The organism is Microbacterium sp. CGR2, assembly GCF_003626735.1.
Classification (GTDB): domain Bacteria; phylum Actinomycetota; class Actinomycetes; order Actinomycetales; family Microbacteriaceae; genus Microbacterium.
The window spans coordinates 3,201,142-3,222,507 of record NZ_RBHX01000001.1; the positions used below are offsets into that span (position 1 = coordinate 3,201,142).

General features: G+C 67.6%; 21 protein-coding genes. 3 read left to right on the plus strand and 18 right to left on the minus strand.

The annotated features are described in order from the left end of the window. Positions 1 to 98: 98 nt before the first annotated feature. The 10 genes from D7252_RS16130 to rplU form a co-directional block, all read right to left on the minus strand. Positions 99 to 788, minus strand: coding sequence for an SDR family oxidoreductase (locus D7252_RS16130; protein ID WP_120776311.1), 690 nt, complete (start codon positions 786 to 788; stop codon positions 99 to 101). A gap of 1 nt (position 789) precedes the next feature. Next, positions 790 to 1,167, minus strand: coding sequence for a ribosome silencing factor (gene rsfS, locus D7252_RS16135; RefSeq protein ID WP_120776312.1), 378 nt, complete (start codon positions 1,165 to 1,167; stop codon positions 790 to 792). Next, the gene (locus tag D7252_RS16140; protein ID WP_120776313.1) at positions 1,167 to 2,321 is read right to left on the minus strand and encodes a hypothetical protein; all 1,155 of its coding nucleotides are present in this window, start codon (positions 2,319 to 2,321) and stop codon (positions 1,167 to 1,169) included. The genes rsfS and D7252_RS16140 overlap by 1 nt, the downstream gene beginning before the upstream one ends. Further along, a complete protein-coding gene (gene nadD, locus D7252_RS16145; RefSeq protein WP_120776314.1) occupies positions 2,318 to 2,923 on the minus strand; it encodes a nicotinate-nucleotide adenylyltransferase in 606 nt (201 codons plus the stop codon). Before nadD ends, D7252_RS16140 begins: the two co-directional genes overlap by 4 nt. 6 nt (positions 2,924 to 2,929) lie before the next feature. Continuing rightward, a complete protein-coding gene (locus tag D7252_RS16150) occupies positions 2,930 to 3,154 on the minus strand; it encodes a hypothetical protein (protein WP_120776315.1) in 225 nt (74 codons plus the stop codon). A gap of 65 nt (positions 3,155 to 3,219) precedes the next feature. Continuing rightward, positions 3,220 to 4,473, minus strand: coding sequence for a glutamate-5-semialdehyde dehydrogenase (locus D7252_RS16155; protein ID WP_120776316.1), 1,254 nt, complete (start codon positions 4,471 to 4,473; stop codon positions 3,220 to 3,222). Positions 4,474 to 4,482: 9 nt separating this feature from the next. Continuing rightward, on the minus strand, positions 4,483 to 5,268 hold the full coding sequence (gene proB / locus D7252_RS16160; protein ID WP_120776317.1) for a glutamate 5-kinase: 786 nt from the start codon (positions 5,266 to 5,268) through the stop codon (positions 4,483 to 4,485). Continuing rightward, complete coding sequence (gene obgE, locus D7252_RS16165) at positions 5,265 to 6,764, minus strand: GTPase ObgE (RefSeq protein ID WP_120776318.1); 1,500 nt, start codon at positions 6,762 to 6,764, stop codon at positions 5,265 to 5,267. Before obgE ends, proB begins: the two co-directional genes overlap by 4 nt. A gap of 113 nt (positions 6,765 to 6,877) precedes the next feature. After that, positions 6,878 to 7,135: a 50S ribosomal protein L27 gene (rpmA, locus tag D7252_RS16170; protein ID WP_028501603.1), complete on the minus strand. Its 258-nt coding sequence runs from the start codon at positions 7,133 to 7,135 to the stop codon at positions 6,878 to 6,880. A gap of 18 nt (positions 7,136 to 7,153) precedes the next feature. Continuing rightward, positions 7,154 to 7,462, minus strand: a complete 309-nt coding sequence (gene rplU, locus D7252_RS16175) for a 50S ribosomal protein L21 (protein WP_183055327.1) — start codon at positions 7,460 to 7,462, stop codon at positions 7,154 to 7,156. A gap of 247 nt (positions 7,463 to 7,709) precedes the next feature. Between rplU and D7252_RS16180 the strand changes: the two genes are divergently transcribed. Then, positions 7,710 to 7,976: a DUF4031 domain-containing protein gene (locus tag D7252_RS16180; protein WP_120776320.1), complete on the plus strand. Its 267-nt coding sequence runs from the start codon at positions 7,710 to 7,712 to the stop codon at positions 7,974 to 7,976. Here D7252_RS16180 and D7252_RS16185 read toward each other — a convergent pair. Then, entirely contained in the window at positions 7,941 to 10,547 is a 2,607-nt protein-coding gene (locus tag D7252_RS16185) for an Rne/Rng family ribonuclease (RefSeq protein WP_120776321.1), read from the minus strand. The two genes, D7252_RS16180 and D7252_RS16185, sit on opposite strands and share 36 nt — an antisense overlap. A 280-nt stretch (positions 10,548 to 10,827) precedes the next feature. Here D7252_RS16185 and D7252_RS16190 point away from each other — a divergent pair, with 280 nt between their 5' ends. After that, complete coding sequence (locus D7252_RS16190) at positions 10,828 to 11,439, plus strand: vitamin K epoxide reductase family protein (RefSeq protein ID WP_120776322.1); 612 nt, start codon at positions 10,828 to 10,830, stop codon at positions 11,437 to 11,439. Between the two features lie 75 nt (positions 11,440 to 11,514). Here D7252_RS16190 and ndk read toward each other — a convergent pair whose 3' ends face one another. From ndk to ileS, 4 genes are read right to left on the minus strand one after another with little or no spacing between them, the layout of a single operon-like run. Beyond that, a complete protein-coding gene (gene ndk / locus D7252_RS16195) occupies positions 11,515 to 11,931 on the minus strand; it encodes a nucleoside-diphosphate kinase (protein WP_120776323.1) in 417 nt (138 codons plus the stop codon). A gap of 5 nt (positions 11,932 to 11,936) precedes the next feature. Then, entirely contained in the window at positions 11,937 to 12,350 is a 414-nt protein-coding gene (locus D7252_RS16200) for a DUF4233 domain-containing protein (RefSeq protein WP_259461121.1), read from the minus strand. Further along, a complete protein-coding gene (locus D7252_RS16205) occupies positions 12,347 to 13,699 on the minus strand; it encodes a folylpolyglutamate synthase/dihydrofolate synthase family protein (RefSeq protein ID WP_120776325.1) in 1,353 nt (450 codons plus the stop codon). The genes D7252_RS16200 and D7252_RS16205 overlap by 4 nt, the downstream gene beginning before the upstream one ends. Continuing rightward, on the minus strand, positions 13,696 to 17,133 hold the full coding sequence (gene ileS, locus D7252_RS16210) for an isoleucine--tRNA ligase (protein WP_120776326.1): 3,438 nt from the start codon (positions 17,131 to 17,133) through the stop codon (positions 13,696 to 13,698). Before ileS ends, D7252_RS16205 begins: the two co-directional genes overlap by 4 nt. Positions 17,134 to 17,435: 302 nt before the next feature. On the opposite strand from ileS, the gene D7252_RS16215 reads away from it, so the two are divergent. Next, positions 17,436 to 18,086, plus strand: coding sequence for a pentapeptide repeat-containing protein (locus D7252_RS16215; RefSeq protein ID WP_120776327.1), 651 nt, complete (start codon positions 17,436 to 17,438; stop codon positions 18,084 to 18,086). Here the strand turns inward: D7252_RS16215 and D7252_RS16220 are convergent. The 3 genes from D7252_RS16220 to D7252_RS16230 are packed head-to-tail and all read right to left on the minus strand — an operon-like array spanning position 18,076 to position 21,364. After that, a complete protein-coding gene (locus D7252_RS16220) occupies positions 18,076 to 19,584 on the minus strand; it encodes an ABC transporter ATP-binding protein (protein ID WP_120776328.1) in 1,509 nt (502 codons plus the stop codon). The two genes, D7252_RS16215 and D7252_RS16220, sit on opposite strands and share 11 nt — an antisense overlap. After that, positions 19,581 to 20,393 carry an ABC transporter permease gene (locus tag D7252_RS16225; RefSeq protein ID WP_120776329.1) on the minus strand — a complete coding sequence of 271 codons (813 nt, stop codon included), beginning with the start codon at positions 20,391 to 20,393 and terminating at the stop codon, positions 19,581 to 19,583. The genes D7252_RS16220 and D7252_RS16225 overlap by 4 nt, the downstream gene beginning before the upstream one ends. Beyond that, entirely contained in the window at positions 20,390 to 21,364 is a 975-nt protein-coding gene (locus tag D7252_RS16230; RefSeq protein ID WP_259461122.1) for an ABC transporter permease, read from the minus strand. The genes D7252_RS16225 and D7252_RS16230 overlap by 4 nt, the downstream gene beginning before the upstream one ends. Positions 21,365 to 21,366 lie beyond the last annotated feature (2 nt).

The window sequence follows — 21,366 nt, forward strand, 5'->3', positions numbered from 1 at the left end:
CTCAGATCAGAGTGCCCGGGCATGCAGGCAAGGAGAAGGCCCTTGACAGGTCGCTCACAGGGTGCAGACGCCGTGTTCTCCCCCGGCTGGGCGCCGAATCAGTGGCCAGGCCGCACGGTCAGGTCGGTGAGATGCGCGTCACGCGGGAGGTCCAGTGCCGTGAGGATGGTGGTGGCGACCGCATCCGGAGTGATGAAGCGTTCGGGGTCATACGCCTGCCCTTCCTGCTGATGCACGCGCTCCTGCATGGGCGTGGCCGTTCGCCCCGGGAAGATCGACGTCACCCGTACGCCGTGCTCCGCTTCTTCGGCCCGCAGCGCATCGGCCAGCGCCTTCAATCCGTGCTTGGAGGCGGCATACGCCGACCAGCCGGCGTGGGCGTGCAGACCCGCACCAGAGTTGACGAACACGACCTGACCCCGCGATACCCGGAGAACGGGCAGCAGGAGGCGCGTGAGTTCCGCGGGCGCCACGAGATTGACGGCCAGCTGCTGTTCCCACAGCCCTGGGGGCAGATCTGCGACCGGGCCGAGGTCGACGACGCCCGCGGCATGAATCAGCGAGTCGATGCGCTCCGGAAGATGCTGCTTGGACAGGGCCCAGGACAGCCGACCAGGCTGAGCGAGGTCGGTGACCAGGGTCGATGCGCCGTGGAGCTGTGCGGCGATCTCCTGCGCGCGTCCGTGGTCGCGGGCGATCGCGATCACCTCATCGCCACGCTCGAGCAGGCGCCCGGCGAGGACCGCGCCGATGCCCGATCCCGCACCCGTGATCAGGTGAGTGGTCAACTCAGGACCGATCCGCCGGCTCTCCTGCCTCGATCGGAACGACCGGGCAGTCCTTCCACAGGCGCTCAAGACCGTAGTAGACGCGCTCCTCCTGGTGGAAGACGTGCACGATCAGGTCGCCGAAATCGAGCAGTACCCAGCGGGACTCGGCGCGGCCCTCGCGGCGAACGCGCTTGTGCCCCGATTCGATCATGCGGTCTTCGATCTCGTCCGCGATGGCGGCGACGTTACGCTCGCTGTTTCCGGTGACGAGAAGGAAGATGTCGACCAGCGGCAGAGGCTCGGAGACGTTGAGCGCGACCAAGTCCTCACCGCCCTTGTCGACGGCGGCTTGTGCTGCGATCCGCAGCATCTCTTCGGCAGTTTCAGGTGATTGCATCAGATGACATTCGTTGTGAAGGCGAAGACGAGAGCGACGCCCAGAGCGAGGGCGAGACCCCCCGCGACGATCGCCAGGGTGAGCATGAGTTTGTTGCCCTTTTCGGGCGCAGGCGGGCGGATGACCTCGCCCGCGGGTTTGATGGTGCTGACCGCGGAGCTCGCGGCGATGGGCGTCGGCGATGACGCAGGCGGAAGTTCACCGTCGATCAGGACGGAATCGATGTCTTTGCCGTCGGTGGTGCCGTCTGCGTGGCCGCGCGATCCCATCCCCCGGGGAAGCTCGTAGGAGCCCGTGACGAGGATCTCACCCGTCGAGGCGACGGGGCCCGAGAGCGACCCGTCACCGGCGGCGGGTGTGAAGATCAGAGCATTCGGGGCGGAGTGCTGCGATCCTGTCGAGTCGCCGCTCACCGTGAGCAGCTCATCGAACGAAGGCCGGAAGGGCGTCTGCGGATCGGGAGCGTCGGTCATCACGCCGACTCCGAAAGCAGGATTGACGGTCGGGCGCTCCTTCTCTGCGGATTCGTCGTCCTCGACATCGTCGTCGTCGCCCGCCGTGTCGGGTGCGGCCGGAGCGGCGAACGCCGGAACACCGGCCACGATGCGCGGGAGGCCGTCCTCGTCGGCGACCGGCGCCGTGCCGCCGCCATCGGTGTCGGACTGACCGGCAATCGGGTGCTCTGTCGAAGCATCATCCACAGTGGGAGCCTCGACGACGATGAGTTCTTCGACAGGTGCGTCCTCTTCGACGGGCGCCTCATCGACGATAGGGGCTTCTTCGACAGGTGCTTCGTAGACAGGTGTCGCTTCGAGGACAGGGGCCTCTTCGACCGGGGCCTCATCGACGACAGGTGCCTGAGGCTCGGCGTCCTGGTCGTCGGGTGCCGTCGACGTGGCCTTGATGCGCTCCTGCTCGCGGACCTGACGTCGGGTCAGCGGCGACGTGCCCAGGTTCACCTCGTCATCAGCCACCGGAGCGGGGGCGACGTCGGCGGGCTCGGCGGCGCGCGGCAAGGGGGGTGCGGCTCGCGCCGCCTCTGCGGCGGCCTCTGCCTGCTCCGGTGTGATCACGGGAGTTGAACCCGTCAACCGGATCTCCCGCAGCTGCTTGCGCGTCAGCGGACCGTGCTCCTGCTGATCCGATGTACTCATGCCTTGCTCCGATACAGATGATGCTTCGCGATGTACTGGACTACTCCATCAGGGACCAGGTACCAGACCGGCTGATCGTCGCGAACGCGTTCACGGCATGCCGTCGACGAGATCGACAGCGCCGGCACCTCCAGCTGGCTGACATTGTCGGTCGGGAGGCCGTCGGTGCTCAGAACGTGTCCTGGGCGAGAGACCGCGACAAAGTGAGCCAACTCCCACAACTCATCATGGTCCCTCCAACTGAGAATTTGCGCTACGGCGTCCGCTCCGGTGATGAAGAAGAGCTCCGCATCGGGTCGATCGCGCTTCAGATCTCGCAGAGTGTCGATGGTGTAGGTGGGGCCTTCGCGATTGATGTCGACTCGGCTCACCGTGAATTGCGGGTTGGATGCTGTCGCGACCACCGTCATCAGGTAGCGATGCTCACTGGGGGTGACGTCGGACTTCTGCCACGGATGACCGGTCGGTACGAAGACGACCTCGTCGAGGCCGAACGAGTGGGCCACTTCGCTTGCGGCGACCAGGTGACCGTGATGGATGGGGTCGAACGTTCCGCCCATCACGCCGATGCGCGGGGTGCGCGTGGTCGCAGCAGTGTTCATAAGGGCCTAGTGGCCGTGTCCTGCCTCGTGACCGTCCTTGCCGTGTCGAGCGGCCCACGCATCTGCCTTCGCCGAGTGGCGGTTGGCGACGTTCTTGTACGACAGGGTCACGAGACCGAGGAAGGCGAACACGATCGCGGCGATGACCCCGAAGATGAGTGTTTCGAGCGCGACGTTGCCATGGTGCTCGGTTTCGGCAGCGGCCATCGCGATCTGTGCGACGAGGTTCATCCTGACTCCGTTTCGTGGCGTGCTGTGCGGGATCCAGCGCGGTACAGCGTCCCCCAGTCTAGCCCTCAGCCGCGCGTCTGACCCGATCCACGCGCCAGCCACTTGGTGCTGGTCAGCTCAGAGAGACCCATCGGTCCGCGGGCGTGCAGCTTCTGCGTGGAGATCCCGACCTCTGCTCCGAACCCGAACTCGCCGCCGTCAGTGAACCGAGTGGAAGCGTTCGTCATCACCACGGCCGAATCGACCTCGGCGAGAAACCGCTCCGCGTTGCGCGCGTCCGTCGTCACGATCGACTCCGTGTGACCTGTGCTGTAACGCCGGATATGTGCGAGCCCGTCGTCGAGCGAGTCGACGACCTTCATAGCGATGTCCAGACTCAGGTACTCGGTCTCCCAGTCCTCCTCCGTGGCAGGGATCACGTTGGTCACCATGCCGGCGACGATGTCGTCGCCATGGATCGCCACCCCCTCGCTCTGCAGTGCGCTGGCGACGAGCGGGACGAGTCGCGGAGCCGCCTGACGGTGCACGAGGACCGTCTCCACGGCGTTGCAGACGCTCGGACGTTGAACCTTGGCGTTCACCACGATGTCGCGGGCCCAGTCGTCAGGTGCCGTCTCGTCGAGGAAGATGTGCACGTTGCCGGCGCCGGTCTCGATCACGGGCACGGTCGACTCGGTGACGACGGTCTCGATGAGGCCGGCGCTGCCGCGCGGCACGAGCACGTCGATGAAGCCCCGCCCGTGCATGAGCGCCTTCGCCCCCTCACGACCGAAGTCGTCGACGGTCTGGATCGCCTCTCGGGTCAACCCCGCACCCTGGAGGGCATCGCGCATGACCTCGACGAGGACGGTGTTGGAGTCGCGCGCCGCGCTTCCTCCCCGGAGCACCACGGCGTTGCCCGAACGCAGCGCGAGAGCGGCGATGTCTACTGTCACGTTGGGCCGGGCCTCGTAGATGGCGCCGACGACACCGAACGGCACGCGTACCTGCTCGAGCGACACCCCGTTGGGCATCCGGTGGCCGCCGACGACGCGCCCGACCGGGTCAGGAAGAGCTGCCACCTGTCGCACCGCTGCGGCGAGGGCGGCGACGCGCTTGTCGTCGAGACGCAGGCGGTCGACCAGCGAGTCGCCGATCCCGTCGCTTTCCCCTCGTGCGACGTCACGTCCGTTCGCCTCGATGATGCGTTCGGAGTGCTGTTCGAGGGCGACGGCGATCGCCTCGAGGGCGCGCTCTTTGTCAGCGCTGGTCAGAGCGGCCGTGGCGCGAGAGGCGTCTTTCGCGAGCTCCAGGCGCAGCTGCGGAGTCTGGTCGGTCATCCGCCCAGTTTAGGAGACCGCCGGTTCGAACCAGGTTCCTATTTCGGCGCCGGCGAGAGCCCGATCGACGAGGTCGGCGCTGGTGACCAGGACACCGATCCCGGATGCCGCGGCCAGGCGTGCTGCCGATACCTTGGTCGCCGCTCCCCCGGTACCGACGCTGTTGACCACGGTCGATCCGAACTCGAGTCCGGTGAGGTCGGCGTCGGGCGCCACCACGTCGATCGGCTCAGCGCGCGGATCGGTCGGTGGCTTCGTGTAGAGCGACTCGATGTCGCTGAGCAGGATCAATGCGTCGGCCTCGATCAGCTGCGCGACGAGAGCGCCGAGTCGATCGTTGTCGCCGAAGCGGATCTCCTGCGTCGCCACCGTGTCGTTCTCGTTGACGATCGGAAGGATGCGCAGACCGAGCAGGCGTTCCATCGCCCGTCGAGCGTTGGAGCGCGACGTCGGGTTCTCGAGATCACCCGTGGTGAGCAGCACCTGCCCGGCGACGATGTCGAAGGGACGAAGCGACTCCTGGTAACGGTAGACGAGGATGTTCTGCCCCACGGCCGCCGCGGCCTGTTGGGTTGCCAGATCTGTCGGGCGCGCCTCGAGGCGGAGGAACGGGATGCCGGTGGCGATGGCACCGGACGACACCAGCACGACTTCTGCGCCGCGGGCGTGCGCCGCCGCGAGAGCTTCGACGAGCACCGGTATCCGCCACGACGATTCCCCGCTCACGGAGGAGGAACCCACCTTCACCACGATGCGGGATGCCGTGGCGAGATCTGCGCGCGTGTGAGCGGTCACTCTCCGTCCTCGCGGTATGCCGCGAGGCGCTGAGCCTCCACCTCCGCACGAGCCTGAGCCTTGGCGTCCATGCGTTCGTAGTACTTCTCACGGCGCTCGGATGTCGTACGACGGTCGTTGGGAGCGAGTCTCGGGTCAGTTCCTCGAGGTGCGGTCATCAGCTCGGCAGCGGAGCTCATCGTCGGCTCCCAGTCGAAGACGATGCTGTCGCCCTCGCCGATCACCACGGTGGAGCCCTGTACGGCTCCGACGCGGAAGAGCTCGTCTTCGACGCCGATCTTCTCGAGCCGGTCCGCGAGGTACCCCACGGCTTCTTCGTTCTGGAAATCGGTCTGCTGCACCCAGCGCACCGGCTTCTCGCCGAGGATGCGATAGACGTTGCCGTAGCTGCCACCCTCGACGCGGATGCTGAACTCCTTCTTGGAGCCGCGGGGGCGGATGACGACGCGCTCGCGCGGCGTCGCGACGACAGCCTCGGCCCGGTGCTTGTCGACGAGTTCGCCGAGTGCGAGCGTGAGCGGGCGAAGACCCTCGTGCGAGACGGTGGAGATCTCGAACACTCGGAAGCCGCGGGCTTCGAGGTCGGGGCGCACCATTTCGGCGAGCTCGCGGGCCTCGGGGACGTCTATCTTGTTCAGCGCGATGAGCTGCGGGCGCTCGAGCAGAGGGGTCTGCCCCTCAGGCACCGTGTAGGCGGCGAGTTCCGCGAGGATCACGTCGAGATCGGAGATCGGGTCGCGACCCGGCTCGAGGGTGGCGCAGTCGAGGACGTGCAGGAGCGCGGAACAGCGCTCGACGTGGCGGAGGAACTCCAGTCCGAGTCCTCGCCCCTCACTCGCGCCTTCGACGAGACCGGGTACGTCGGCGACCGTGTAACGGAAGTCCTCCGACTGCACGACCCCGAGGTTCGGGTGCAGGGTGGTGAACGGGTAGTCGGCGATCTTCGGCCGCGCGGCGGAGATCGCGCCGATCAGGCTCGATTTGCCCGCGGAGGGATAGCCGACGAGCGCGACATCGGCGACCGTCTTGAGCTCGAGGACGACATCGCCTTCGTATCCGGGGGTGCCGAGCAGGGCGAACCCGGGAGCTTTCCGCTTCGGGGACGACAGAGCGGCGTTGCCCAGACCACCGTGACCGCCGGCAGCGACGACGAAGCGCTCGCCCGGTTCGACCATGTCGATCAGCACGTCGCCGGCCGGAGTCTTGACCACCGTGCCGACGGGAACCGGAAGCTCGAGAGTCTGTCCGACGAATCCAGAGCGGTGATCGCCCATTCCGGGTCCGCCGTTGCCGGCGCTGCGGTGCGGCGAGTGGTGGTACGACAGCAAGGTGCCGGTCTGCGGGTCGGCGACGAGAACGACGTCGCCTCCGTCCCCGCCGTTGCCCCCGTCGGGACCACCGAGCGGCTTGAACTTCTCGCGGTGAACGGAGACACAGCCGTTGCCGCCTTTACCCGCGCGCAGATGCAGCGTCACGGTGTCGACGAACGTGATCATGTCTCGATCTCCTCTAGATGTGGGCCTCTCAGCCCATCGGGGCCCGGAGGGCAGATACGCGGACGGGGCGAGCCGAAGCCCGCCCCGTCCGGATGTTCAGTGTTGCGCTGTGATCACTCAGCAGCAGCGACGATGTTGACGACCTTGCGGCCGCCCTTCGCACCGAACTGGACCGCACCGGCGGCCAGAGCGAAAAGCGTGTCGTCTCCGCCACGTCCGACGTTCACGCCGGGGTGGAAGTGCGTGCCGCGCTGGCGGACGATGATCTCGCCGGCGAGGACCTGCTGACCGCCGAAGCGCTTGACACCAAGTCGCTGGGCGTTGGAGTCACGACCGTTACGGGTGGAGCTTGCGCCCTTTTTATGTGCCATGTCCTGGTCTCCTCGGTCTTACTTGATGCCGGTGATCTTGACGCGAGTGAGCTCCTGACGGTGCCCCTGGCGCTTCTTGTAGCCGGTCTTGTTCTTGTACTTCTGGATGATGATCTTCGGGCCACGGAGGTTCGCGATGACCTCAGCGGTGACCTTGACCTTCGCCAGCGAATCGGCGTCGGTGGTCACCGTGGCACCGTCGACGAGCAGCACAGCGGCAAGCTCGATCTTCTCGCCCTGGGCAGCCTTCACGCGGTCGAGCTGAACGATCGTGCCGACCTCGACCTTCTCCTGCCGCCCACCGGCGCGCACTACTGCGTAAACCACTTCATACCTTGTTTCGTTGGGGAGCTCGTCGGCTCCGAGAATCTCACGGGAAGACTGTTGCTTGCATGCGTCGCGGACGACGGGCACGAACACAAGACTCTCCGCTCCGTCCGTCGAGGACAGGGCGGCATACGCACCAAGGGACTACTTTACCCGATGCGAGACACTGTCGCAAAGCGTGTCGCACATCCGCTCCTCCGTGGACGTGTTCGCGCCTCCCCGGCCCGCCCGGTTCTAGGCTGGCGGGATGACCGTTCTCGTCGACGACCCCCGCTGGCCGGCGCACGGACGCCTGTGGGCGCACCTCGTCAGCGACGCGAGCCTCACCGAGCTGCACGCCTTCGCGCAGGCACAGGATGTGCCCGCCCGCGCGTTCGACCGCGACCACTACGACGTTCCCGAGGACATCGTCCCCCGGCTCATCGCAGCGGGCGCTCAGCACGTCGGCGGGAAGGAGCTGGTGCGACGACTGATCGCGTCAGGCCTCCGGGTCCGCGCTCGCGACCGCGGCTGAACCGTCGTTGTTCACCGACACCGGTGTGCCCGTCAGCGCCGCGGTGCTGACACGACGGCGACCGCGTCCCTGACCGGGCGCCTTGGGCTCCGGAAGGGCGTCGAGCACCGAATCGAGCAGCTGCTCGGCGGGTGACTTCGGCGCATTGCGGTCGGCGCCGCGCTTCTTCCGCGGTTTCTTCGCGCGGTCGGACGTGACCGGAGCCGCCTCGGCGGACTCGGCAGACCCGGCATCCGCGGCGATCTCGACGGGCTCCAGGTTCGGCGCCAGAGTCGATGCCGCGATCTGGGCGAGTGCGGTCTTGGCGCCCTCGGGGATGCTGTGCGTGACGTTGGGCGCCGGCGGCGGGGTCTGATTCTGACCGCTGTTCCCGCGCTGGCGACGGTTGTTGCCCTGACCGTTGCCGTTCCCGTTACCACCGCCGTTGCCGCTGCCGTTGCCGTTGCCGTTGGACCGGTGCTTGACGACGGGATCGTGGTGCACGATGACACCTCGACCGGCGCACACCTCGCACGCCTCGCTGAACGTCTCGAGCAGACCGAGCCCCAGCTTCTTACGGGTCATCTGCACGAGACCCAGCGAGGTGACCTCGGCCACCTGGTGCTTGGTGCGGTCTCGGCTCAGGCATTCGATGAGGCGCCGCAGCACGAGATCACGGTTGGACTCGAGCACCATGTCGATGAAGTCGACGACGATGATTCCGCCGATGTCGCGCAGACGGAGCTGGCGGACGATCTCCTCCGCCGCCTCGAGGTTGTTCTTGGTGACGGTCTCTTCGAGATTGCCGCCGGAACCGACGAACTTTCCGGTGTTGACGTCGACGACGGTCATCGCCTCGGTGCGGTCGATGACGAGCGATCCACCCGAGGGCAGCCAGACCTTGCGGTCGAGTGCCTTCTCGATCTGCTCCGTGATGCGGAACGCGTCGAACGGGTCGGACTCGTCTTCGTACGCCTCGACCCGCTCGAGGAGGTCGGGCGCGACGCTCTCGAGGTAGGCACGGATCGTGCGCTGCGACTCTTCACCCTGGATGAGCATCTTGGTGAAGTCCTCGTTGAAGACGTCACGAACGATCTTGACGAGGAGGTCCGGCTCCGCGTGGAGCAGAGCGGGAGCCTGCTGGTTCTCGAGGTGCTTCTGCACGTGCTCCCACTGCGCGGTGAGACGCTGCACATCCCGGGTGAGCTGATCTTCGGTCGCACCTTCGGCCGCGGTGCGGACGATGACTCCGGACGACTCGGGGAGCACCTCTTTGAGAATGCGCTTGAGGCGCGCACGCTCGTTGTCGGGCAGCTTCCGGCTGATGCCGTTCATCGAGCCGCCCGGCACGTACACGAGGTAGCGGCCCGGCAGCGAGATCTGACTGGTGAGTCGCGCACCCTTGTGACCGATCGGGTCCTTGGTGACCTGCACCAGCACACGGTCGCCCGGCTTGAGTGCCAGCTCGATACGCCGGGGCTGGTTGCCGGTCTCGACGCCGTCCCAGTCGACTTCACCTGAGTACAGGACGGCGTTGCGTCCGCGCCCGATGTCGACGAAGGCCGCCTCCATGCTGGGCAGCACGTTCTGCACACGACCGAGGTAGACGTTGCCGATCAACGACGCGTCCTGGTTGCGGGCGACGTAGTGTTCGACGAGCACGCCGTCTTCAAGCACGCCGATCTGGGTGCGGCCGTTCTTGGAGCGCACGACCATCTTGCGGTCGACGGATTCGCGGCGGGCGAGGAACTCGGCCTCTGTCACGACGGGGCGACGGCGACCGGCGTCGCGGCCGTCGCGGCGGCGCTGCTTCTTGGCTTCGAGGCGCGTCGAGCCCTTGATGGCCTTCGGTTCGGTGATGTACTCCACCACTCGCTGGCGCTGACGGGGCTCGTCGCGCTGCTCGTCCGCGTCCGATCCGCCCCGACGCCGACGCCCACGACGAGCGGATGCCGGCTCTTCCTCGTCGCGCTCGGCGATGCGATCGAAGATGCGCTCTTCCCGTCCGGGGCGCGCCGGCAGCGCGACGACCTCGGGTGCGTAGAAGTGCAGCTGAGTCGAGACCTGCGACACGAACACCTCGGGCAGGAGCCCGAGCGAGACAGCGGTGACAGGAGCCTCCTCTGCGGTGTCGGAGACTTTCGTCTCCGCGGACGCCGTCTTGGCGGTGTCGTCGGACGCGGCCGAATCGGCGTCGGCCTGCGAGTCCGCGGTGGAGGCCTCAGACGATTCCGCGTCGGCCGAAACTGCCGGCTTCACGTCCGACTCGGCCTCGAGGCTCGCCGCCACCAGCGCCTCGGCGACCGCTTCGGCTCCGCCGTCCGTCTGGTCAGCTTCTCGAGAGCCCCCCTCGGACGCGGCCGATGCCTCCTCGTTGGCGGCCTCCGCCGAGATGGCGGCTTCGGCGACCACCACGGCGACGGCTTCCGCCTCACCGACCGCCGCGTCTGCGTCCGACGACGCCGAATCGCGGCTCACCTCGGCCTGGGACTCTGCGTCACCGCCGTATTCGTCCGACGGCGTCAGCGGCGCCTGGGCGTCAGCCGACAGTTCGTGGGTAGGGGTGTTGGTGTCATTCGTCTCATCGGCCATCTCTGGCTAACTCCCTGCGCGGGGCACTGCTGCTCCGCGAAATCTCATGCGGCACCCGCGGGTGCCGCGAACTCAATCGGCGTGCGGCCGGCTCATGGCTCTGGTCGCGTGGGGCATGGGCCCCGAAGTCTGCGTCGATGCGTGTCACGGCTGCGCCGTTCATTGCATCACAGGCCATTATCGCACCAAGTCGTCCCGAATACGGCATCTCGGGTCCGACACCGCGTTTTCACCGGCCTGTTCTCCGCGCTTCCATAGCCGTCACTGAGATAATCCGGATATGAGCGAGCAGCGTCCCCGCCCCGTCGTCTACGCCGTCTGGCTGATCATCGCCAGCGTCATCGGCTGGTTCGCCGCCTTCCAGCTGACGGTGGAGAAGTTCGCGCTTCTGGAGAATCCCTCCGAAGCACTGTCCTGCGACCTCAGCCCCTTCATCCAGTGCAGCACCAACCTCGCCTCCTGGCAGGGCTCGGTGTTCGGTTTCCCGAACCCGATTCTGGGCCTCACCGGATGGATGGCCCCCCTCGTGGTCGGCGTCGCGCTTCTCGGAGGCGTCCGTTTCCCCCGCTGGTTCTGGGGCGCGTTCGGCGCCGGGATCACCTTCGCGTTCGGTTTCGTCTGCTGGTTGATCGGCCAGAGCCTCTACGACCTCTTCGTCCTGTGCCCCTGGTGCATGGTGACCTGGGCGGTGACCATCCCCACCTTCTTCGCCACGATGGTGCACCTCACCCGCAACGGCACCTTCACGACGAACGAGAAGGCACGGGAGCGCGCCGACAAGCTCATGCCATGGGTACCGCTGGCGACCGTCCTCGCCTATGCCCTGATCATCGTCCTCGCTCAGCTGCAGGGCCTGGACTTCCTCGGCGAGATGGCGAAGATCCTGTTCTGATCGACACCCGGATCCACTCCCGTACAGACGAAAGCCCGTCCACTGCGCAGTGGACGGGCTTTCGTGCGACGGGCGTCAGTCGAACCAGATGCCGAGCTCGCGCGCGGCCGATTCCGGGCTGTCAGACCCGTGCACGAGGTTCTGCTGGACCTTCAGGCCCCAGTCGCGGCCGAAATCGCCGCGAATCGTGCCCGGGGCCGCAGTGGTCGGGTCGGTGGTGCCGGCGAGGGACCGGAATCCTTCGATGACACGATTGCCGGCCAGTCTGATGGCGACAGCCGGACCCGAGAGCATGAATTCGATGAGGGGCTCGTAGAACGGCTTGCCCTCGTGCTCGGCGTAGTGTGCGGCCAGACGGTCCCTGTCCGGCTCGACGAGGCGGATGTCGACGAGGGCGTAACCCTTTGCCTCGATACGAGCGAGAATCGCGCCGGTGAGTCCGCGGGCGACGCCGTCGGGCTTGACGAGGACGAGTGTTTCTTCGGTGGCCATGTCAGTCATTCACTCTCTGTCTGAGTCTCGGTCGAAGGCCCGGTCGGGCGTCGTGCGTCCAGTCGGGCCCCCATGATCGTCGCATACGCCCACATGCCGCCGAAAATCAGGACGACCAGCAGCACGGCCGGGACGAGGATAGCCGCCAGGGCGATGATGACCTGGATGACCCAGCCGGCGGTGATCGCCCACGGCCTCGTGATCATCCCCGCGACCAGGATGCAGGCGACGCCCACGGCGGCCCCCGCCACGATTCCCCACCACTGCTCGATGCCGGCGGGGAGTGTCTTGAGTCCGAAGATGGTCAACCCGACGAGGAAGACGACGATCGCCTCGAAACCGAGGACGATGGGTGCGAGCTTCTGCACCAGCGTCCGGGGAGGTCGAGGAGCACGAGCCGGTGCGGCGTCCGCAGTCACGCTCGCCACCCCGCTTTCCAGTCCTCGGCTTCGGCGAGAGCGATCGCCTCACCGGCGAGCACCACGGAACCGGTGATGATCACCGCGCGTCGGTCCGACGATGCCGCCCATTCGCGCGCCGCGTCGGCCGCCTCTGCGAGGGAATCGTGGACGGTGACCCGCTGCCCGACCTGCTCGACGAGGTCCGCGATGGCATCCGCGTCGCTGGCTCGGTCCGAGTCGGGTGCGGTGGCGAACACGTGCGCGGCCGCGGGGGCGAGGTGCCCGATGATGCCCGCAGCGTCCTTGTCCGAGAGCACGCCGAGGACGAGACCCCACTCGTCGAAATCGAAACTGTCGTCGAGGGCCTGAACCAGGGCTCGCGCACCGTGGGGGTTGTGCGCGGCGTCGACGACGACGGTCGGCGCGATGCCGAGCAGCTGCAGGCGTCCCGGCGACGTCGCCCCCTGGAGACCGTCCGAGATGACGTCCGCGGCGATGGGCCGCGACCCCCCTCCGATGAGAGACTCTACGGCGGCGACCGCAAGGGCGGCGTTATGTCCCTGATGCGCGCCGTAAAGCGGCAGGTATTCCTCGACGTACTCCCCCGCGAGCCCTCGGACGGTGAGGAGCTGCCCGCCGACGGCGAGCTTCTGATCCGCCAGACCGAAGTCCTCACCTTCGAACACGATCGTGGCGCTGCGCTCTGCCGCGACGCGGCGGAGCACCTCGACCACCTCCGCCGGCTGCTGGGCGGAGACGACGGCGGCGCCCTCCTTGATGATGCCTGCCTTGACCTCCGCGATCTCGGCTATCGTCGCGCCGAGCCGATCCGCATGGTCGATGTCGATGGGCGCGAAGACCGCGACGTCACCGTCGGCCGTGTTGGTCGAGTCCCACTCGCCCCCCATGCCGACTTCGAGCACGAGCACGTCCACCGGCGCATCCGCCACCGCCACGAAGGCCAGGACGGTGAGCAGCTCGAAGAACGTCAACGGCGCGTCATCGGCGGCCGCGAACTCGGCGTCGACGATGTCGACGAACGGCTCGATCTCATCCCAGGCGTCCGCGATCGCGGCGTCGTCGATCGGCTCACCGTCGATCATGATCCGCTCGGTGAAGCGTTCCAGATGCGGACTCGTGAAGAGGCCGGTGCGCAGGTCATGCGCGCGCAGGAGGCTCTCGATCATCCGGGCCGTCGAGGTCTTCCCGTTCGTGCCGGTGATATGCACGACCCGATAGGTGCGCTGCGGATCATCCAGGAAGGCGAGCACGCGCGCGGTGCGCTCCTTTCGCGGCTGCACCCAGCGCTCGCCCGCGCGAGCGAGGAGCGCTTCGTAGACGGCATCCGCCCGTTCACGATCGCTCATGACGCCTCCTCTCCGACAACCGCGGTGGTGTCGATGGTGACGATGAGGGGCGCCTTCGTGGAGCCCAGCGCCCGTGCGCCGGACCGGAACACGCCGTCCCCGGGACTGGTGACGTGATCGACGAGCTCGTCGATGCCGTCCGTCGGCTGGACCGCGAAGGCGATCGACAGCGTCTCACCCGCGATCAGGTCCGCATGCGCATTCAGCGCCTCGGCGTCGCTCGGCGCAGCGTTGAGAGCGAGGACGATGCGGTCGCTGACGTCCAAGCCCGCATTCTTGCGCGCCTCCTGCACGACACGGATCGCGTCTCGAGCGAGTCCCTCGGCTTCGAGCTGCGGCGTCGTCTGCGTGTCAAGCAGCACGAAGCCACCCGAGGGAACGATCGCCAGCGCCTCTCCGTCCGGCCTCCCGGTCGTCTCGAGGGCGAGCTCGTACTCGGCGGGTTCCAACGCGATGCCGCCGGCGGTCACCACCCCGTCGACCTCGGACCAGTCGCCGGCTTTCGCGGCCTTGATCACCGTCTGCACGTTCTTACCCAGTCGAGGGCCCGCCGCACGTGCATTCACGCTCAGGCGCTGGCTGACACCGTACTCGGCCGCGGCGGACTCACCCAGAGAGACCAGCTCGACCGACTTGACATTGAGTTCCTCGCGAAGGATGTCTTCGAACTGACCGAGAGTGGCCGCGAGCGGTGACACCACGGTCAACCGGGCCAACGGCAGACGCACGCGCAGCTTCTCCTTCTTGCGCAGGGCATTGCCGACGCTCGACAGCTCGCGGACGGCATCCATCGCATCGCGGATCTCATCGGCAACAGGGAAGACCTCAGCGTCCGGCCAGTCCTGCAGGTGCACGCTGCGTCCTCCCGTGAGCCCCTGCCAGACGCGCTCGCTGATCAGCGGCACCAGCGGCGCGGCGACGCGGCACAGCGTTTCGAGCACCGTGTAGAGCGTGTCGAACGCCTCACGGCTGCGCGGGTCGTCGGTCACGCCGACCCAGAAACGATCGCGCGAGCGTCGGATGTACCAGTTGGTGAGCACCTCGGCGAAGTCACGAAGTCGCGCAGAGGCCGTCGTCGAATCGAGACCCTCGAGGTCCGCCCGCACCTCGCGCACGAGATCGCCGAGACGGGCGAGGATGTAGCGGTCGAGCACGTCCGTCGAATCGGTGCGCCACTGCGCCTCGTACCCCTGGGGCGTTTCGTCTCGCTCCGCTCGCTCGACGACCGAGGTCGACGCGTTCGCGTACGTCGCGAAGAAGTACCAGGAGTTCCACAGCGGGAGCAGGAACTCGCGAACCCCGGAGCGGATGCCCTCCTCGGTGACGGCGAGGTTTCCGCCGCGAAGGACGGAGCTCGACATCAGGAACCAGCGCATGGCGTCGGAACCGTCGCGGTCGAGCACCTCGGACACGGCCGGGTAGTTCCGCAACGACTTCGACATCTTGTAGCCATCGCTGCCGAGGACGATGCCGTGACAGCTCACCCCCGTGAACGCGGGACGATCGAACAACGCCGTCGAGAGGACGTGCATGAGGTAGAACCAGCCGCGCGTCTGCCCGATGTACTCCACGATGAAGTCGGCCGGTGCGTGCGAGTCGAACCACTCCTGGTTCTCGAACGGGTAGTGAACCTGGGCGTACGGCATGGACCCGGAGTCGAACCACACGTCGAAGACGTCTTCGATCCGCCGCATCGTGCTCTTACCGGTGGGGTCGTCCGGGTTCGGACGGGTGAGGTCGTCGATGTAGGGACGGTGCAGGTCGACCTCTCCCTCCGGATTGCGCGGCAGCGTGCCGAAGTCGCGCTCGAGGTCCTCCAGCGACCCGTAGGCGTCGAGCCGCGGATACGCCGGGTCGTCGCTCTTCCAGATCGGGATCGGTGAACCCCAGTAGCGATTGCGGCTGATCGACCAGTCGCGCGCACCCTCGAGCCATTTGCCGAACTGGCCGTGTTTGACGTTCTCCGGCACCCACGTGATCTGCTCGTTGTTCGCGAGCATCTTGTCCTTGATGTCCGTGACACGGATGAACCAGCTCGACACGGCCTTGTAGATCAGCGGGTTCCGGCACCGCCAGCAGTGCGGGTACGAGTGCTCGTAACTCTGCAGCCGGACGAGCCGTCCACTGTCGCGGATCATGCGGATGAGGGGCGTGTTCGCCTCCATCCACAGTTCACCGGCGACATCGGTCACGTTCGGCAGGAACCGCCCGCCGTCGTCGAGGGAGATGATCGTGGGGATGCCGGCCGCTCCCGCCACGCGAAGGTCGTCCTCGCCGTAGGCCGGAGCCTGGTGGACGATGCCCGTGCCGTCGGTGGTCGTCACGTAGTCGTCGGCGAGGATGCGCCACGCGTTCTCGGTGCCGTAGACCTCGGCATCCGCGTAGTAGTCGAAGATCCGGTCGTAGGTGACGTCCTGCAGCTCCGCGCCCCGGAGCGTCGCGTCGACAGCGGCGAGCGCGTCCTCGGTGTTCTCGTAACCGAGGTCCTTGGCGTATCCCCCCAGCAGTTCGCGCGCCAGGAGATAGCGATGAGCGGATGCTTCGACGGCGGCATCCGTCGTTCCCGGGGTCTGATGCACGTCTGCGGCGCCGAGCGGGCCAGCGGGGACGACGACATAGTCGATGTCCGGGCCGACGGCGAGCGCGAGGTTCGTCGGAAGGGTCCACGGGGTCGTCGTCCAGGCGAGCGCTCGAACGCCGGTGAGGCCGAGTGACTCCGCCTTCGCTCCGGTCAGCGGGAAGGTGACCGTCACGGAGGGGTCCTGACGCATCTGATAGACGTCGTCGTCCATCCGCAGCTCATGGGCGGAGAGGGGTGTCTCGTCGCGCCAGCAGTACGGCAGCACCCGGTATCCCTCGTAGGCGAGACCTTTGTCGTAGAGGGTCTTGAACGCCCAGAGGACGCTCTCCATGTAGTTCACGTCGAGGGTCTTGTAGCCGCGGTCGAAGTCGACCCATCGTGCCTGGCGAGTGACGTAGTCCTCCCACTCGCGGGTGTATTCGAGGACGGAGCTCCGGGCCTTCGCGTTGAACACGTCGATGCCCATGGCTTCGATCTCGCTCTTCTCGGTGATCCCGAGTTGCTTCATCGCCTCGAGTTCGGCGGGGAGTCCGTGGGTGTCCCACCCGAACACACGGTCGACCTTGTGGCCGGTCATGGTCTGGAAACGCGGGAAGACGTCCTTGGCGTAACCGGTGAGCAAGTGCCCGTAGTGGGGCAGGCCGTTGGCGAACGGAGGGCCGTCGTAGAAGACCCATTCCGGCGAACCCTCGCGCTGCGCGATGGAGGCGCGGAAGGTGTCGTCCTTCGCCCAGAAGTCCAGCACCTCCTCCTCGATCTGGGGGAAGCGTGGGCTGGGAGAGACAGCGGCGTGGCCTGTCGGTTGGTCGGCGGTGTCGGCGGCGGGGCCGAAGGAGGAACGCGGGTAGGTCATCGTGTCTCGCAGTGGTCGTCGTGGCGGATGCTCCTGCGAGGACGATCCTCGCGGACCGCGGTACCACCTCGCGTGCCTCTGCGCCCCATCGACAAGCGTCGGGACTCAGGGACCACTCTCACTGCGGCTGTGACGGGCCTGCCCCGCTCGGTTCTACTGGGCCGTTCTCGTGTGAGGACGGCTGTTCTTCCGAGAGCTCCCCGGTGATGCCGGATCGATGCTCGTGTGACCATTGTACGCGCGCAGTGGGGTTCCGTCCTTCCCCGATCTGCCACGCTCCCCCGAGCGCCTACCCTCGAACCATGGCCCGGTCATCCGAATCCCCCGTCGCGCCCCGCGTCTCGCTCCCTGACCTCCCTGAAGAGTTCGTTCCGGCGACGCCCGCCCGCAGGGCCGACCTGCTCGCCGCCGCCCTCGATCTCACCGGCACCGCGGACCTCGCGTACGCCTCTCTCGAGCAATGCACGGTCCACGCGGACACCGATTCCGTCGATCTGACGGGGGCCACTGTCCTCGACGTCGCGATGACGGGTGTACGGACGACGGCTCTGCGCTTGCGGGACAGCGGGATCCGCCGACTGTCGATCCGCGGGGGCCGCATCGGCACGCTCGATCTCAGCGGTGCGCGAATCGACGAGCTCGAACTCCTCGACCTCAAGATCGACTATCTGAACCTCGGCGGCGCCCGCGCCACCGACGTCGACATCTCCGGGTGCAGCATCCGCTCCATCGACATGCCGCAGTCGGAGCTCCGCCGCGTGCGCTTCTCGAACTGCTCCAGCGACGAGGTCGACCCACGGGGCATGCGTGCCACCGACGTGGATCTGCGCGGTCTCGACGCGCTCTCCTACCTCGATGTGAACAGCCTTCGCGGGACGACGCTCTCCGGGCTCCAGGTGCAGCATCTCGCCGCGGTGATGGCGGCGGGCCTCGGCATTCAGATCAGGGACTGACCGGTCCGCTCGCGGCCAGCAGTTCTTTCGTGAACGGATGCTGCGGCTGCGAGAACACCGCCGCCGTCGCCCCCTGTTCGACGATGCGCCCGTCCTGCATCACGAGCACGTCGTCGGCGACGGCGCCGATCACGTCGAGGTCGTGCGACACGAAGATCATGGTGAGCCCGCGTCGCGTCTGCAGGGTCGCCAGCAGGCGAAGGATGTGCTCCCGCACGGACGGGTCGAGTGCAGAGACGGGCTCATCCAGCACAAGCACCTCAGGGTCCGCCGCCAGAGCGCGAGCGATCGCCGCACGCTGACGCTGTCCGCCCGACAACGCGACCGGCCGCCGCTTCCCGAGCGCGGGGTCGAGATCGACTTCGGCGAGAAGCGCCGCCACGCGCGCGGCCCGCTGCCCGCGGGGCACGCCGCCTGCCTCGAGTGCCTCTCGCAGCGAGCGGTCGATCGTCCAGCGCGGATCGAACGCGCCGAACGGGTTCTGGTGCACCAGCTGCACCCGCCGTGCGCCCTGCCAGCGAAGTGCACCGGCATCGGGCTGCTCGACGCCGACGATCATCCGCGCCAGCGTCGTCTTCCCCGATCCCGACTCCCCGACGATGCCGAGGGTCGTGCCTTCCGCGACGGAGAAGGAGGCCTCGACGACTGCGGGGACGCCGCCGAACCCCTTCGATACGGCGCTCGCCGCCAGCAGCGTCTCGGATACCGACGTGACGGTCGCCCGTGGTTCGTGGATCGTCGCGGCGATGAGCTGCCGCGTGTACGGGTGCTGCGGGTTCTCCAACACCTCCGACACCCGCCCGGATTCGACCACCTCGCCTCGCCGCATGACCAGTACCCGGTCCGCGAGTCGCCGGACCGCAGCGAAGTCATGGCTGATGAAGACGACGGCCGTGCCCGAGTCCGCGATCTCTCGAAGCAGGTGGAGGATCCTCGCCTGCACCGTGGCGTCGAGAGCCGTGGTCGGCTCGTCCGCGACCAGCACCGCAGGCATCGCGGCGATCGCCGACGCGATGAGCGCCCGCTGTCGCAACCCTCCGGACAGCTCATGCGGATGCTGACGCGCACGGCGCGCGGCATCCGGCATCCACACGCGTCCGAGGAGTTGGCTGACCCGCTCGGCGACGGCGGCCCGGCCACGGACCATTCGATGAATCTTCAGGGGTTCGCCGATCTCATCGCCGACCCGGCGCAATGGGTCCAGCGAGACCAGTGCATCTTGCGAGACGAGCGTGATGCGCCGGCCGCGGAGTTCCCGCCACTCGTGCTCGGTGAGAGAACCCGCGTCCGTCCCGTCGATCGCGAGCCGCTCGACGGTGACCTGCGCGTCAGACGGGGTCAATCCCAGCAGCGCGCGGGCCGTGAGCGACTTGCCCGCCCCCGACTCGCCGACGATCGCGACGCATTCGCCCGGAGCGACGGCCAGCGAGACGCCGTCGACGACCGTCTCCGCGGCGAAGGCGATCCGAAGACCCTCGACGTCGAGTGCTGCAGTCATCGGGTCCGCCCTTCCGATCGCGCCCGCAGAGTTCGGCCGACCACGGTGGCAGCGACGACGGTGAGGGTGATCGCGATGCCGGGGAAGACCGAGATCCACCATGCCTGACCGAGGACGTTGCGTCCTCCGGCGAGCATGAGCCCCCACTCGGGCGTCGGCTCGGCCGGCCCCAGCCCCAGGAAGCTCAGCCCCGCCGCCGCGAGGATGCTCGAGCCGATGCCGATCGTCGCCAGCACGCTGAGAGAACCGAGCACCCCGGGGGCGACGTGTCGGAGGAAAGCTCTGAGCGGCGGCACCCCGAGGATCCGAGCAGCCTCCACGTGCTCCGCGACGCGAAGCGTGCGGGTCTGCACCCGAGCGAGTCGGATGTACACGGGCACCGCCGCGATGGTCACGGCCACCGCGATGTTCACCGGGCCCGGACCGAGCACCGCGATCACGACGAGCGCCACCAGAAACTCCGGGAATGCCATCAGCACGTCATTGACGCGCATCGTCGCCGCGTCGACACCTTGCGGAGCCACTCCGGCGAGCGCACCGACGAGGAGCCCCACGACCAGGGCGACGCCGGTGGCGAGCACACCGATCCCGAGTGAGCGTCCCGCTCCGTAGACGACTCGCGAGTAAACGTCCCGTCCGCTCTGGTCGGTGCCGAGGAGGTGCTCGGCACTCGGCGGGAGGAGGGCTGACCGGACATCCGTCTGCAGCGGGTCGTGCGTGGCGAGGAGTCCGGGCCACAGCGCCGCGAACACGATGACGATCAGGACGGTGACCGCTGCCCAGAGCAGGCCGGACTGTGCGCGCCTCATCGGACGCCCCCGGGGCGAGAAACGGTCACCCGCGGATCGATGAGCGGATGCAGCAACTCGACGATGAGGTTGACGCCGACGAACACGACCGCACTCAACAGGATGATCCCGGTGATGACGGGAAGGTCGCGGTCGCTGATCGCGGCGAGGGTGACACGGCCGAGCCCGGGGCGCGCGAACACCGTCTCGACCAGCACCGCACCACCGAGAACCGAGCCGGTCAGGTAGGCGGCGAGGGTGATCGCGTTGGCTCCGCCGTGTCGGAGGCCGTGTCGCACGGTGAACCACGTCGGTCCCGCACCGCGGGCACGCACGGTCTCGGCGAACGGCATCCGTTCGGCCTGCATCAGGCCTTCACGCAGCACCTGGCTGAGCAGCGCCGCGACGGGCAGCGCAAGGGTGATGGCCGGGAGCACGATCGTGGCCGGATTGCGGGCGCCGGACACCGGGAACCAGCCCAACCCGAAGGCGAAGACACTCAGCATGACCAGTCCGATCCAGAAGACCGGGGACGACAGCACCACCAGTTCGACTCCTGCCGCGATGGTGCGAGCCGCGTGACCGCGCACGAAGAGCGCCACGGCGAGCGCGAGCACCACGGCGATGACGAGCGCGAGTGCCGACAGCTGGAGCGTGGCACCGAGTTGACGCCCGATGACCTCTGTCACCGGCATCCGCAACTGATAGGACTCACCGAGATCGCCGCGTGCCAACTGTCCGATGAAGCTCAGGTACTGCTCGAACGGCGGGCGGTCGAGCCCGAGGTCTTGGCGGATGCCGTCCTTGACCGCCTCGCTCACTTGAGCCTGCGGCCCGAGCATCACCGAGACGGGGTCGCCGGGGATCACTCGGAAGGCCAGGAAAGCCACGGTTGCGGCGCCCCAGAGGACGATGACGACCGATGCCGCAAGACCGACGACACGGAGAAGCCCCGCCTTCACCGTCTTGCCACTTCGACTCGCTTCACTCACTC